The sequence below is a fragment of the Stenotrophomonas cyclobalanopsidis genome, assembly GCF_008710035.1.
GTDB classification, from domain to species: domain Bacteria; phylum Pseudomonadota; class Gammaproteobacteria; order Xanthomonadales; family Xanthomonadaceae; genus Stenotrophomonas; species Stenotrophomonas cyclobalanopsidis.
The window spans coordinates 15,649-28,541 of sequence record NZ_VYKI01000042.1; the positions used below are offsets into that span (position 1 = coordinate 15,649).

A 12,893-nucleotide genomic window follows, 5' to 3' on the forward strand; every position below is an offset into this window, starting at 1 on the left:
GTCAGCTACATCGGGTGACAGCTGTCACTGTCATACCGACCCGTGCCACCTGCATGCTGTGCCGCACGCTTTGCCACCGGAACCGCTGCTGGCGCCCTTCCGGCCACTCCGCCCGAACGCCTGTGATGGAACGCAATGAACGCTTCTGCCGAGCTGTTGAAGGAACTCCGTATCGACCGCAAGACCCCGCCGCCGTCCTCCGGGGATGGCCCGGGCGGCCGCCGCTGGCTGTGGATCGCGTTGGTGGTGATCGTGCTGCTGTTGGCCGGCGCTGCCTTCTTCCTGGTCGGCCGCGAGCCGGCGCCTGAAGTCGACACCGCACCGGCGGTGGCGATCCAGCAGGGCAACGCCAGCAGCTCGGTGCTCGATGCCAGCGGCTACGTGGTGGCCCGGCGCATGGCCACGGTGTCGGCCAAGATCACCGGCAAGGTGCGCGAAGTGATGATCGAGGAAGGCATGCGGGTGGAGGCCGGCCAGGTCATGGCCACGCTGGACCCGATCGATGCCGATGCACAGCGCAGCCTCTCCGCCTCGCAGGTGCAGGCCGCACGTGCACAGCTGGCCGGCCTGCAGGCGCAGCAGCGCCAGGCCGCCGCCGAAGCCAGCCGCCTGCAGGCGCTGGTCGGCCAGCAGCTGGTCTCGCGTTCGCAGTACGACCAGGCCGTGGCCCAGCGTGACAGCCTCCGCGCGCAGCTCGATACCGCGCAGCGCAACGTCACGGTGGCCAGCGACCAGCTCGCCATCGCCGACCTCGGCGTGGACAACAACATCGTGCGCGCGCCGTTCTCCGGCGTGGTCACCGCCAAGGCCGCGCAGCCGGGCGAGATCGTCTCGCCGCTGTCGGCCGGTGGCGGCTTCACCCGTACCGGCATCGGCACCATCGTCGACATGGAGTCGCTGGAGATCGAAGTGGAAGTGGGCGAAGCCTTCATCGGCCGCGTGCAGCCGAAGATGCCGGTGGAAGCCACGCTCAACGCCTACCCGGAGTGGAAGATCCCCGGCGAGGTGATCGCCATCATCCCCACCGCCGACCGCGGCAAGGCCACGGTGAAGGTGCGCGTGGCGCTGAAGGTGAAGGACCCGCGCATCGTGCCGGAGATGGGCGTGCGGGTCAGTTTCCTGGAACAGGCGCAGCCGCAGGCCGCAGCCACGCCGCAGGGCGTGCGCGTGCCGGCCACGGCGGTGGTCGAGCGCGACGGTGCCAGCGTGGCCTTCGTGCTGGGCGATGCCGACCGCGTGCAGCAGCGCGCCGTGCAGGCCGGCCAGGCAATGGGCAAGGACCGCCAGCTGCTGAAGGGCGTGAGTGCGGGTGAAAGCGTGGTGGTCAGCCCACCGGACACCCTGCGCGATGGCGCCAGGGTTCGACTGAAACAAGCGCAGTAACGGCCTGGCGCCCGCGTGGCGCCGCCGGCAGCACCGTTCGATGCATGCCCTCCGGCCCGTGGCCGGCGCGCGTTCCCGTGTCCCACCATTCGTGGAGAACCCTGATGTCGACCTTGGTTTCACTGCGCAACATCACCAAGACCTACCAACGCGGCCCGGAAAAAGTGCAGGTGCTGCATGGCATCGACCTGGACATCGCCAGCGGCGACTTCGTCGCGCTGATGGGCCCGTCCGGCTCGGGCAAGACCACCCTGCTCAACCTGATCGGCGGCCTGGACAACCCCAGTGGCGGCGAGATCAGCATCGAAGGCGAGCGTATCGACCAGATGAGCGGCGGCCAGCTGTCAACCTGGCGCAGCCACCACGTCGGCTTCGTGTTCCAGTTCTACAACCTGATGCCGATGCTGACCGCGCAGAAGAACGTGGAGCTGCCGCTGCTGCTGACCCACCTCAGCGCCGCACAGCGCAGGCGCAATGCCGAGATCGCGCTGACCCTGGTCGGCCTGGCCGACCGCCGCAGCCACCGCCCCAACGAACTGTCCGGCGGCCAGCAGCAGCGCGTGGCGATTGCCCGCGCCATCGTCTCCGACCCGACCTTCCTGATCTGCGACGAACCGACCGGCGACCTCGACCGGCAATCGGCCGAGGAGATCCTGGGCCTGCTGCAGCAGCTCAACCGCGAACACGGCAAGACCATCATCATGGTCACCCATGACCCGAAGGCCGCCGAGTACGCCACACACACGGTGCACCTGGACAAGGGCGAGCTGGCCGACGCCCCGCTGGCCCACTGACGGAGGCCCCGGCGATGAAATACTTTTCCCTGGTCTGGGCCCAGCTGTTCCGCAGCCGCACCCGGACCCTGCTGACCCTGCTTTCGGTGGTCGCGGCGTTCCTGCTGTTCGGCATGCTCGATTCGGTACGGGTGGCGTTCAATTCCGGCGGCAGCGTGGAAGGTGCCAACCGCCTGGTCACCGCCTCGCGGCTGTCGATCACCCAGTCGCTGCCGATCCGCCTGGAAACGCAGATCCGCCAAGTCGATGGCGTGCGCGACGTGGCCTATGGCATGTGGTTCGGCGGCATCTACCAGGACCCGAAGAACTTCTTCCCGAACTTCTCGGTGTCGCCCAACTACTTCGACGTCTACCGCGAACTGCAGATCGACCCGGCGCAGCTGGAAGACTGGAAGCAGACCCGCACCGGCGCCATCGTCGGCGAGACGCTGGCCAACCAGTTCGGGTGGAAGATCGGCGACACCATCCCGCTCCAAGCCACGATCTTCCCGCGCGGCGGCAGCAATGACTGGCCGCTGGAGCTGAAGGGCATCTTCCGCTCGAAGGACCGCGCGCAGGCAGGCAACGAAGAACGCCAGCTGATGATGAACTGGAAGTACTTCGACGAATCCAACGATTACATCAAGAACCAGGTGAGCTGGTACACGATCACCCTGGACAATCCCGTCCATGCCTCCCGTGTGGCGCAGGCCATCGATGCGATCTCGGCCAACTCCGACCACGAGACCAAGACCCAGACCGAATCGGCGTTCCAGCAGGCCTTCGTCAAGCAGTTCGCGGACATCGGCATGATCGTCACCTCGATCATGGGCGCGGTGTTCTTCACCCTGCTGCTGTTGACCGGCAACACCATGGCGCAGGCCGTGCGCGAGCGCATTCCCGAACTGGCCACGCTGAAGACGCTGGGCTTCAAGGATGGCACCGTGCTGACGCTGGTGATGGTCGAGTCGGTGCTGCTGATCGGCCTCGGTGGCCTGATCGGCATGGGCCTGGCCGCGCTGGTGCTGCCGGCCATCGCGCCGAAGAGCATGGGCATGCTGCCGCCGCACGTACCCACCCCCACCTGGCTGGTGGGCATCGGCCTGATCGTGGTGATCGGCATCGTGGTCGGGCTGCTGCCCGCGCTGCGCGCCAAGCGCCTGAAGATCGTCGATGCACTGGCCGGCCGCTGAGGAGGACACCCGATGAACAGGATCAAGAAGTGGTTGGGCAATGCACTGACCGTGCTGCTGCTGGCGGTGGGTCTGGTGCTGTGGATCGGCCTGCCGTGGGTCGGTGTGCTGGCCGTGGCGCTGCTGGTGGCGCTGTGGCTGCTGCTGACCCGCAGCGGGCGACTGGCGCTGGCGGCCACCCGTATCGGCATCGCCAGCCTGCCGCAGCGCTGGGGCGCCTCCTCGGTGATCGTGGTGGGCATTGCCGGCGTGGTCGGCGTGCTGGTGGCGATGCTGGCCATGGGCGAGGGCTTCCAGGCCACGCTTAACAACACCGGCGATGACACCACCGCCATCGTGCTGCGCGGCGGTTCGCAGGCCGAGACCAATTCGGTCATCACCCGCGAGCAGGTGCCGATGCTGTCCACCCTGCCCGGCATCAGCCGCGATGGCGAAGGCCGGCCGCTGCTGTCGCCGGAGCTGTCGCAGGTGGTGAATCTCGTGTCCAAGGCCGACGGCACCGACGTCAACGCGCAGTTCCGCGGCGTTGGCCCACAGGCGTGGGCAGTGCATGACAAGGTGAAGATCGTGCAGGGCCGCACGTTCGGCACCGGCCTGCGCGAGATCGTGGTCGGCCAGGGCGCGCAGGGACAGTTCCGCAACCTGGACGTCGGCAAGACACTGACTCTGGGCAACCAGACCTGGACCGTGGTGGGTGTGTTCGCCTCGGGTGATGCGCACGATTCGGAAATGTGGACCGATGCCGATACGCTGGCCACCACCTACCAGCGCAGTGCGTGGCAGTCGATCAGCGTGCGCACCGATGGCAAGCCTGGCTTCGAACAGTTCAAGGCGGCCGTGGCGGCCGATCCGCGCCTGAAGCTGGACGTGGAAACCACGCGTGCGTACTACAGCAAGCAGGGCGGCGGCCTGACCAAGCTGATCGACATCCTTGGCAAGGTGATCGGCACGATCATGGCGGTGGGCGCCGTGTTTGGTGCGCTCAACACCATGTACGCCGCCGTCGCGACGCGTGCACGGGAGATCGCCACCATGCGTGCGATCGGGTTCCGCGGCCTGCCGGTGGTGACCGCAGTGATGCTGGAAACCATGCTGCTGGCACTGCTCGGCGGGTTACTGGGCTGTGCGGTGGCCTGGCTGCTGTTCAACGGTTACAGCGTGTCCACCATCGGCAGCAATTTCAGTGCGGTGGTGTTCAAGTTCCATGTGTCGACGGAGCTGCTGTGGAATGGCCTGAAGTGGGCGCTGGGCATCGGCCTGGTCGGTGGCCTGTTCCCGGCACTGCGCGCGGCGCGCCTGCCGATCACTACGGCGTTGCGCGAGACTTGATGCGTGAGGTGGGGTAGGAGCCCTTCGCAGTGCGGTGGGCTCCGACCCCGGACAGTTCGCCCGCCGGGCATGGCCCGGCGCTACCGCTTCGCCGCCCGCATCGCCCGCACGTTCTCGCCGACGAACAGCACCAGCCCGGCCCAGATCACTGCAAAACCAATCGCCTTGCCGGTATCAAACGCTTCGTGGAAGAAGAACACGCCCAGCAGCAACTGCAGGCTCGGCGCGATGTACTGCAGGATGCCGACCAGCGACAGCGGAATGCGCTTCACCCCGTAGGCGAAGCCGATCAGCGGCACCGCGGTGACCACACCACCGAACACCAGCAGCAGATCGTTGCGCCAGCCCCAGCCGTGGAAGAACGCACCGCCATGACCGTTCTCCGCCCACACCGCAAACGCCAGCGCAGGCAGGAACAGGTACAGGCTCTCCACGCCCAGCCCGGCCACCGGATCGACCGAGACCAGCTTGCGCAGCAGTCCGTACAGGCCGAACGAACACGCCAGGCCCAGCGCGATCCACGGCGGCGTACCGGCATCGATGGTCAGCCAGGCCACGCCTACCGCGGCCATCGCCACCGCGATCCACTGCACGCGGCGCAGGCGCTCCTTCAGCACCAGCACGCCCAGCAGCACGTTCACCAGCGGGTTGATGAAGTAGCCCAGGCTGGTTTCGATCACATGCCCGGCGTTGACCGCCCAGATGTACAGGCCCCAGTTGAAGGCAATGGTCAGGCTGGACACCGCCAGGGTCGGCAGCGCGCGCGGCTGCGCGGCGATCTTCTGCCACCAGCCGAGGCGCGCGGTCAGCAGCAGCCACGCCATCACCAGCACCGTCGACCAGATGATGCGGTGGGCAATGATCTGGAACGACGGCACCTCGTTGAGCAGATGCCAGTACACCGGCACCAGCCCCCACAGGACGAAGGTGGACGCGGTGACCCATAGGCCGCGGCGTTGTTCCTGTTCGTCCATGCTCATTTCGTCATGCTCACTTCTTCCAGGTCCTTGCCATGGTCAGCACCACCACGCCCAGCAGGATGACCGCCATTGCCAGGAAATCACGCCAGCCGAACTGCTCGCCATTCAGTGCCGCGCCCAGCAGCACCGCGATGACCGGATTGACGTAGGCGTAGCTACCGGCCAGCGCCGGGCGCACGTTGTGCAGCAGCCAGACATAGGCGGTGAACGCCACGATCGAACCGAACACGCACAGGTAGGCCATAGCCAGCAGGCCGCCGGTATCGGGCAGCGTGGTCGGGCGCTCGCCCACCGCCAGGCCGATCAGCACCAGCAGCACGCCGCCGCAGATCATCTGCCCGGCGGCGGTCATGAACGGACCCGGCAGGTCCAGGCCGCGCGCCCACACCGAACCAAACGCCCAGCCGACCGGTGCGATCAGCAACAGTACCAGCCCGGTGGGCGACGCCGTGAGGCTGCTGCCGGCATTGAGCCAGACCACGCCGATGAAACCGACCGCGATGCCCAGCCATTCGCCGCGGCTGGCGTGCTGGCCGCGCAGCGCCGAGAACAGCGCCATCCACAGCGGCACCGAAGCCACTGCCGTCGCGGCCAGGCCGGAGGACACTTCGCGCTCGGCCAGTACCACCATGCCGTTGCCCAGCACCAGCATGGTCACGCCCATGATGACCAGGTTGCGCCACTGCCGCAGGCTCGGCCGCGGCATCTTCCAGAACAGGCGCAGGGCCAGGTACATCAGGCCGCCGGCGATGATGAAGCGGCTGCCGGAGACCATGGTGAGCGGCAGCGCGCCGCCGTGCAGGGCCTTGGCGATGCCCAGGTAGGTCGAGCCCCAGACCACGTAGACCAGCAGCAAGGCCAGCGCGACAAGGCCACCCCGGGGGGCAGCCGCAGAAGGAACAGGGGAAGCCGACATGACGCACCAGCAGGCAGGGGAAAAGGGATTCTAGAAGGTTCGGGTGACGGAGCAACCCCGCTTCCGTCAGTCGTGCAGGCCTTTCAGGGCTTTACTGAACTCGCAGCGCACGACATCGCGTACGACGATCTAGCTATGGTACCCCCTGCCGACCGCTGTCACCCTGTGCGGTCCCCATGCCCTGCCCGCCCCTCCGGCACCCGGCGTTGACGTGGGATGCAGTACCTAGGAGGCTGGCGGGCAGCGCCCCACGCGCGCCCCTCGCACCGATCTTTCCCGCATGGAAGCACCGCATCGAGGATCCTCACCCAGATGAGCACCACGTCCCAACCTGCTGTCCCCAGCACCGACGGCGCCGCGCTGCGCCGCTCGATCTCCAATACCCTCAAAGGCTCCGCCGGCAACCTGGTGGAGTGGTATGACGTCTACGTGTACTCGGTGTTCGCCGTGTACTTCGAATCGCAGTTCTTCTCGCCCGAAGACAAGAACTCCACCCTGTACGTGTGGGCGATCTTCGCCGCCACCTTCCTGATGCGCCCGATCGGTGCCTGGTTCTTCGGCCGCTTCGCCGACCGCCATGGCCGTCGCCTGGCGCTCACCGTGTCGGTCACCCTGATGGCCGTCTGCTCCTTCCTCATCGCGATTACCCCCACCGCAGCCAGCATCGGCATCTGGGCGGCGATCATCCTGCTGTTCGCACGCCTGCTGCAGGGCTTCGCCACTGGCGGCGAGTACGGCGCCAGCGCCACCTACATGTCCGAGGCCGCCATTCCCGGCCGCCGCGGCTTCCTGTCCTCGTTCCACTACGTCACCCTGGTGGGCGGCCACGTACTGGCGCAGCTCACGCTGTTCCTGATGCTGAATGTCTGGGGCAAGCCGGAGATTTCCGAGTTCGGCTGGCGCATCGCCTTCGGCATCGGTGGCATCGCCGCAGTGGTGGTGTTCTGGCTGCGCCGAGGCATGGACGAGACGATGGAAGAATCGTCGATCGAGGCCGCGCGCGAAGGCAAGGCGAAGAAGTCCGGCTCGATGTACGAGCTGGTCGTGCACCAGTGGCGCCCGCTGCTGCTGTGCTTCCTGATCACCGCCGGCGGCACCATTGCCTTCTACACCTACTCGGTGAACGGCCCGAAGATGATCCAGAGCGCCTTCGCCGCCGATGATCCGATGACCGCCACCCTGGTCAACCTGGGCGTGCTGACGTTCCTGATGGTGCTGCAGCCGGTCGGCGGCTGGCTGTCGGACATCATCGGCCGCAAGAGCCTGCTGGTGTTCTTCGGCGTGGGCGGCGTGCTGTACAGCTGGTACCTCATCACCCAGCTGCCGCACCAGCACGATGCCACCCTCGCCTTCCTCACCCTAGCGCTGGGCTTTGTCATCCTCACCGGCTACACCTCCATCAACGCGGTGGTGAAGGCCGAACTGTTCCCCACCCACATCCGTGCACTGGGCGTGGGCCTGGGCTATGCACTGGCCAACTCGCTGTTCGGTGGTACCGCGCCGCTGCTGTACCAGGGCGCGCTGAAGACCGGCCACGTCGACTGGTTCGCCATCTACGTCACCGCCACAATCGCGGTATCGTTGGTGGTCTATGTCTTCTTCCTCACCAACAAGGGCCCGAACTGGCTCGACGGCACCCGCAAGTAAGGGCGTCGTACTGATGGCAGTCACCGGTGCAATGCCGGTGGCTGCTGCGTCTCCGGCGTCACCGCTGATGTGGATGGCGGTGGTGCTTGCCGCAGCCACGGCACTGGCCTGGCTGCTGCGCCGCCCCGGCGCGCAGGCCTCGTGGCCGCGCATCGGATTCGGGGTGGCATTGCTGATGGTTTGTGCCGCGGTGGCGCTGCAGATGGCAGTAGATCTGGGCAGTGGCCACAGCTCGATGCGGCTGCGCCTGCATCGGGGCATCAGTCCGGGCTCTCCGGTGGGCCTGCGCACAATGGTGGTGTGCTATCTGGCCGTGCTCGCCGCCAGTGGCTTGGGCGCGTGGGCGCTGTTGCGCCGGCGCTGATGATGTCGGCCGGGTAGAGTCGACCGTTGGTCGACTGCTCTTCCTCCAGACGCATGAAGCCCGCGCTTCGCGCAGAGTCGACCAACGGTCGGCTCTACCCTCCGTCGTCGTATCGCGGTATCAGGCCGGTGCGCCGGCGCTGATGATGTCGGCCGGGTAGAGTCGACCGTTGGTCGACTGCTCTCCCTTCAGACGCATGAAGCCCGCGCTTCGCGCAGAGTCGACCAACGGTCGACTCTACCCTCCGTCGTCGTATCGCGGTATCAGGCCGGGCTTTCCGCCAGCGGCTGATGTCGGCCGGGTAGAGTCGACCGTTGGTCGACTGCTCTCCCTTCAGACGCATGAAACCCGCGCTTCGCGCAGAGTCGACCAACGGTCGACTCTACCCCCCGTCGTCGTATCGCGGTATCAGGCCGGTGCGCCGGCGCTGATGATGTTGGCCGGGTAGAGTCGACCGTTGGTCGACTGCTCTCCCATCAGACGCATGAAGCCCGCGCTTCGCGCATAGTCGACCAACGGTCGACTCTACCCCCGTCGTCGTATCGCGGTATCAGGCCGGGCTTTCCGCCAGCGGCTGATGTCGGCCGGGTAGAGTCGACCGTTGGTCGACTGCTCTCCCATCAGACGCATGAAACCCGCGCTTCGCGCGTAGTCGACCAACGGTCGACTCTACCCCCCGTCGTCGTATCGCGGTATCAGGCCGGGCTTTCCGCCAGCGGCTGATGTCGGCCGCGTAGCGTCGACCGTTGGTCGACCGCTCTCCCTTCAGACGCATGAAACCCGCGCTTCGCGCGTAGTCGACCAACGGTCGACTCTACCTCCGTCGTCGTACCGGGTTGCCGGCCAGCGGCCGACACCATCTTCAACGGCGGGCGGCGTCGCTCTTCTCGCGGGCGCCGTGGAATTCCGACTCCTTCTCCCACTGCGGCCATCGGCGGCTGTTGGCCAGCTCGGCGCCCAGGTCGTAGACCAGCAGGGTGTCGGCAGCGTGGCCGGCCGGGTCCCAGCTCGGCGTCCAGGCATCACAGGCCTGGTGGTAGCAGTCGGCGAAGTACTTCTCGCGCAGCGCGCGGCCTGCCTCGACGCCGCCGTCCAGCTTGTCCAGGCCCGGGCCGATGGTGATGGCCGGCACGCCCAGGCGGGCGAAGGCGAAGTGGTCGGCGCGGTAGAAGAAGCCCGCTTCCAGGTTCGGGTCGGGGCTGTAGCTGCGGCCACGGGCCTTGGCCACGCGTTCCAGGTCGCCTTCCAGCGACACCCGGCCCTTGCCCCACGAGGCGATGTCACGCGTCGCACCGTCCGGGCTGAACATCTCGATGTTCAGCACGGCGGCGGTCTTTTCCAGCGGCGCCAGCGGGTGCGCGGCGTAGTAGCTGGCACCCAGCAGGCCCTTCTCCTCCGCGGTAAGGGCGACGAAGTACAGGCTGCGCTGCGGCTGCGGGCCGGCCGCGAACACGCGGCCCAGTTCCAGCACGGTGGCCACGCCGGTGGCGTTGTCGATGGCGCCATGGCGGATGCGGTCACCCTTGGCATCAGGCTGGCCGATACCGAAGGCATCCCAGTGCGCCGAGAAGATCACGGCCTCATCGCCATGCGCGCCACCGGGCAGCTTGGCCACCACGTTGCGGGTCACCACCTGCTCGCGCTTCAGTGCGAAATCCACGCTCAGCCTCGCGTTGTCCAGCACCACCGGCTGGAAATCGGCCTGCATGGCCTTGCGCTTCTCGGCGTCGAAATCCAGGCCGGCGTCGGCGAAGATCGCCTCGGCCAGTTCGCGCTGCATCCAGCCGCGCAGCGGCGTGTGCTGGGCCATCGCTTCGGCCTGGCCGCGTTCGATGTCGAACAGCGGCGAGGTGCCCGAGCTCTTCACCGTGGCCCAGCCGTAGGCGGCCGGTGCGGTCTCGTGCACGATCAGCACGCCCTCGGCGCCGCGGCGTGCGGCTTCCTCGAACTTGTAGGTCCAGCGGCCGTAGTAGGTCACTGCCTTGCCATCGAACGCGCCCGGTGCATCGGCTTCGAAATCAGCGTCGTTGATCAGCACCACGGCGATCTTGCCGTGCAGGTCCACGTCCTTGTAATCGTTCCAGTGGCGTTCCGGTGCGTCGATGCCGTAGCCGACGAACACCAGCGGTGCGTTGTTGATCTGCACGCGCTTGCGCGGCTGCAGGCTCTGCAGGGTCACGTCCACGCCATTGGCCAGCGTGCGCTTGCCCTTCTTCAGCTGCAGGCTGGCCTTGGCCGGGCCGTCCAGCTGCGCGCGCACCAGCGGCACCTTCTGTACCCAGCCGCCATGGGGGCCGCCGGGCTGCAGGCCGTAGCTGCGGAACTGCTCGATCAGGTACTTCACGGTGCGCTCTTCGCCTTCGCTGGCCGGTGCGCGGCCTTCGAATTCATCGGAAGCGAGCACCTGCACGTGACGCGACAGTGCCTGCGGATCGATGCCGCCACCGGGCAGGTCGTTGGCCGCATGGGCCAGGCCGCCGACGAAGAGGCAGGACGACAGCAGCAACACACGCATCGGATTCACGGCAATACCACGGCAGGAAGGGGAGTCACCAGAGTGTAACGTGGTCGTGACACCGCCGCGCAGGCCTCCCGGTCAGCGGGATGCGCGGTCCAGCCAGCAGGCCAGGCCCTGTGCGTTCAGCTCGATGTCCATCGCCAGCACCTCGGCCACCGCGGCCTGGTCCAGCGCGCAGCCGTGCTGCTGCGCGCGTTCCAGGTACAGCGCCTGCAGCGCGGCCAGCAGGCACCGGTGGCGGTCGGCGCGGCCATCGCACTGGCGGCCGATCGCCGCCATCGCATCGATCTGCTCGAACAGGTCGCCGGCCAGCTTTTCGACCTGCTGCACGCGGCCGTAGTGGGTCAGGTACATCGCCTGCGGGCCGTAGCCCAGCATGCGCTGGATCGAGGCCTTCATCGCCTCCGGGTCGAACTGCACCGGCGAGGAGGTGGGGAAGATGAAGGCGCCCTGCGCGCTGTCCAGCTCGCGGTAGGCAATGCCGAACGTATCGCCGGTGAACCAGCTGCGGCTGCGCGCGTCCCACACGCAGTAGTGGTGCAGCGCATGCCCCGGCGTGTGCAGCAACAGCAGCTCACGGCCGGCGAGGTCGATGCGGTGGCCATCTTCGGCCAGCACCACGCGGGTTTCTGGAATCGCTTCGATGCGGCCGTAGCTGCGGGCGATTTCCTCGGCGCCATAGACAGCGGTGGCACCGGCGATCAGCCGGGCCGGGTCGATCATGTGCGGTGCGCCGCGCGGGTGCAGCACCGCTTTTGCGTTCGGCAGCTGCTGCATCAGCAGGCCCGCACCACCGGCATGGTCCAGGTGCACGTGGGTCAGCAGCAGCCAATCCACCGCCTCCACGCCCAGCCCGGCATCGGTCAGCGCCTGCAGCATGGCCGGCACGGACAGGCCGGTGCCGCAGTCGACGAACGCCGCACGGCCGTTTTCGACGATGAGGTAGGCCGCGTCGAAATCGGGACGCTGGAAGCCGGTATCGATGGTATGGATGCTGGGATCGGCGGTCATCGGCACGCACCTGGCAGGATCAGGAACAGACCCCATGGTAGGCGCGTGCGTGGGGCCGGTTCGATGCGGCTTTGGTCGGAGAGGGCAATTCTGTAGAGTCGAGCCCACGCTCGGCTGCCTTTCTGCCAGACATCAGCCGAGCATGGGCTCGGCTCTACAGAGGGCGCGTGCAGTCGAGCATGGTTACCGGGCCAGGTACCTCGGCCGCAGCAGCAGGGCCAGCACCAGCACCGCCAGGAAGGCGCCGTAGGCATACAGTACCGCCAGCACCTGCGGCCAGATCGGGCCGGCGCCGGGCTGCACCCGGCCGATGTGATAGCCCCACAGCATCGAGCCGATGCTCAGGGCAAAGGCCAGTGCCAGGGTAGTGGTATCGAACAGGCGCCGCCGCGCGGTGCGCGGCTGACGCGGAAACAGCCATTACAGGCTGCCAAGCAGCAGGAACCAGGGCAGGAACAGCAGCAGCGACAACCAGGCCATCGCAGACTCCATGTCATCGCGCCGGGGGCGGGTGGGCATCATGCCATGGGTGGCGAGGCGTGTAGAGCCGAGCCCATGCTCGGCTGCTTCTCTGCCCCAGCCGAGCGTGGGCTCGGCTCTACAAAGACAAAGCAAAGCCGAGCGTGGGCTCGGCTCTACAAAGACAAAGCAAAGCCGAGCGTGGGCTCGGCTCTTGTGTCTTGGAACGGTGCCCTGATCAGGCACAATTCCCCTGGTGACCCCGGGAGGCTCCGATGACGCTGCCTCGGCTCTTAAGCCTTCGGCTCTTAAGCCTTCGA

The 12,893-nt window shown here is 67.2% G+C and carries 10 protein-coding genes and 1 pseudogene; 6 read left to right on the forward strand and 5 right to left on the reverse strand.

Annotated features, from left to right (window positions below; translation table 11 throughout):
* The first annotated feature begins 135 nt into the window (after positions 1-135).
* From FJU31_RS18615 to FJU31_RS18630, 4 genes are all read left to right on the forward strand, one after another.
* On the forward strand, positions 136-1,383 hold the full coding sequence (locus FJU31_RS18615; RefSeq protein ID WP_150456064.1) for an efflux RND transporter periplasmic adaptor subunit: 1,248 nt from the start codon (positions 136-138) through the stop codon (positions 1,381-1,383).
* 104 nt (positions 1,384-1,487) lie between these two features.
* Positions 1,488-2,177 (forward strand): ABC transporter ATP-binding protein, encoded by a 690-nt coding sequence (locus tag FJU31_RS18620; protein ID WP_049412548.1) that lies wholly within the window; start codon positions 1,488-1,490, stop codon positions 2,175-2,177.
* 14 nt (positions 2,178-2,191) lie between these two features.
* On the forward strand, positions 2,192-3,349 hold the full coding sequence (locus tag FJU31_RS18625) for an ABC transporter permease (RefSeq protein ID WP_150456065.1): 1,158 nt from the start codon (positions 2,192-2,194) through the stop codon (positions 3,347-3,349).
* A gap of 12 nt (positions 3,350-3,361) precedes the next feature.
* Positions 3,362-4,678: an ABC transporter permease gene (locus tag FJU31_RS18630; protein ID WP_150456066.1), complete on the forward strand. Its 1,317-nt coding sequence runs from the start codon at positions 3,362-3,364 to the stop codon at positions 4,676-4,678.
* Between the two features lie 80 nt (positions 4,679-4,758).
* Here FJU31_RS18630 and rarD read toward each other — a convergent pair whose 3' ends face one another.
* Together rarD and yedA are read right to left on the reverse strand one after the other, a co-directional pair.
* On the reverse strand, positions 4,759-5,658 hold the full coding sequence (gene rarD, locus FJU31_RS18635; protein ID WP_150456067.1) for an EamA family transporter RarD: 900 nt from the start codon (positions 5,656-5,658) through the stop codon (positions 4,759-4,761).
* Positions 5,659-5,668: 10 nt separating this feature from the next.
* On the reverse strand, positions 5,669-6,574 hold the full coding sequence (yedA, locus tag FJU31_RS18640; RefSeq protein ID WP_150456068.1) for a drug/metabolite exporter YedA: 906 nt from the start codon (positions 6,572-6,574) through the stop codon (positions 5,669-5,671).
* 312 nt (positions 6,575-6,886) lie between these two features.
* On the opposite strand from yedA, the gene FJU31_RS18645 reads away from it, so the two are divergent.
* Together FJU31_RS18645 and FJU31_RS18650 are read left to right on the forward strand one after the other, a co-directional pair.
* Positions 6,887-8,221, forward strand: a complete 1,335-nt coding sequence (locus FJU31_RS18645; protein WP_150456069.1) for an MFS transporter — start codon at positions 6,887-6,889, stop codon at positions 8,219-8,221.
* 31 nt (positions 8,222-8,252) lie between these two features.
* A complete protein-coding gene (locus tag FJU31_RS18650; RefSeq protein ID WP_246161477.1) occupies positions 8,253-8,585 on the forward strand; it encodes a hypothetical protein in 333 nt (110 codons plus the stop codon).
* 862 nt (positions 8,586-9,447) lie between these two features.
* Here FJU31_RS18650 and FJU31_RS18655 read toward each other — a convergent pair.
* From FJU31_RS18655 to FJU31_RS18665, 3 genes and pseudogenes are all read right to left on the reverse strand, one after another.
* A complete protein-coding gene (locus FJU31_RS18655) occupies positions 9,448-11,100 on the reverse strand; it encodes a M28 family metallopeptidase (protein WP_150456072.1) in 1,653 nt (550 codons plus the stop codon).
* Between the two features lie 81 nt (positions 11,101-11,181).
* Positions 11,182-12,114 (reverse strand): MBL fold metallo-hydrolase, encoded by a 933-nt coding sequence (locus FJU31_RS18660; RefSeq protein WP_150456070.1) that lies wholly within the window; start codon positions 12,112-12,114, stop codon positions 11,182-11,184.
* A 183-nt stretch (positions 12,115-12,297) separates the two neighbouring features.
* Positions 12,298-12,594, reverse strand: a pseudogene (locus FJU31_RS18665) (hypothetical protein).
* Between the last annotated feature and the right edge of the window lie 299 nt (positions 12,595-12,893).

What these genes read in the sequence shown, in the direction of transcription:
- FJU31_RS18615 (WP_150456064.1), top strand. Translation starts at nt 136, where the DNA reads ATGAACGCTTCTGCCGAGCTGTTGAAGGAACTCCGTATCGACCGCAAG.
- FJU31_RS18620 (WP_049412548.1), top strand. Translation starts at nt 1,488, where the DNA reads ATGTCGACCTTGGTTTCACTGCGCAACATCACCAAGACCTACCAACGC.
- FJU31_RS18625 (WP_150456065.1), top strand. Translation starts at nt 2,192, where the DNA reads ATGAAATACTTTTCCCTGGTCTGGGCCCAGCTGTTCCGCAGCCGCACC.
- FJU31_RS18630 (WP_150456066.1), top strand. Translation starts at nt 3,362, where the DNA reads ATGAACAGGATCAAGAAGTGGTTGGGCAATGCACTGACCGTGCTGCTG.
- rarD (WP_150456067.1), bottom strand. Translation starts at nt 5,658, where the DNA reads ATGAGCATGGACGAACAGGAACAACGCCGCGGCCTATGGGTCACCGCG.
- yedA (WP_150456068.1), bottom strand. Translation starts at nt 6,574, where the DNA reads ATGTCGGCTTCCCCTGTTCCTTCTGCGGCTGCCCCCCGGGGTGGCCTT.
- FJU31_RS18645 (WP_150456069.1), top strand. Translation starts at nt 6,887, where the DNA reads ATGAGCACCACGTCCCAACCTGCTGTCCCCAGCACCGACGGCGCCGCG.
- FJU31_RS18650 (WP_246161477.1), top strand. Translation starts at nt 8,253, where the DNA reads ATGCCGGTGGCTGCTGCGTCTCCGGCGTCACCGCTGATGTGGATGGCG.
- FJU31_RS18655 (WP_150456072.1), bottom strand. Translation starts at nt 11,100, where the DNA reads ATGCGTGTGTTGCTGCTGTCGTCCTGCCTCTTCGTCGGCGGCCTGGCC.
- FJU31_RS18660 (WP_150456070.1), bottom strand. Translation starts at nt 12,114, where the DNA reads ATGACCGCCGATCCCAGCATCCATACCATCGATACCGGCTTCCAGCGT.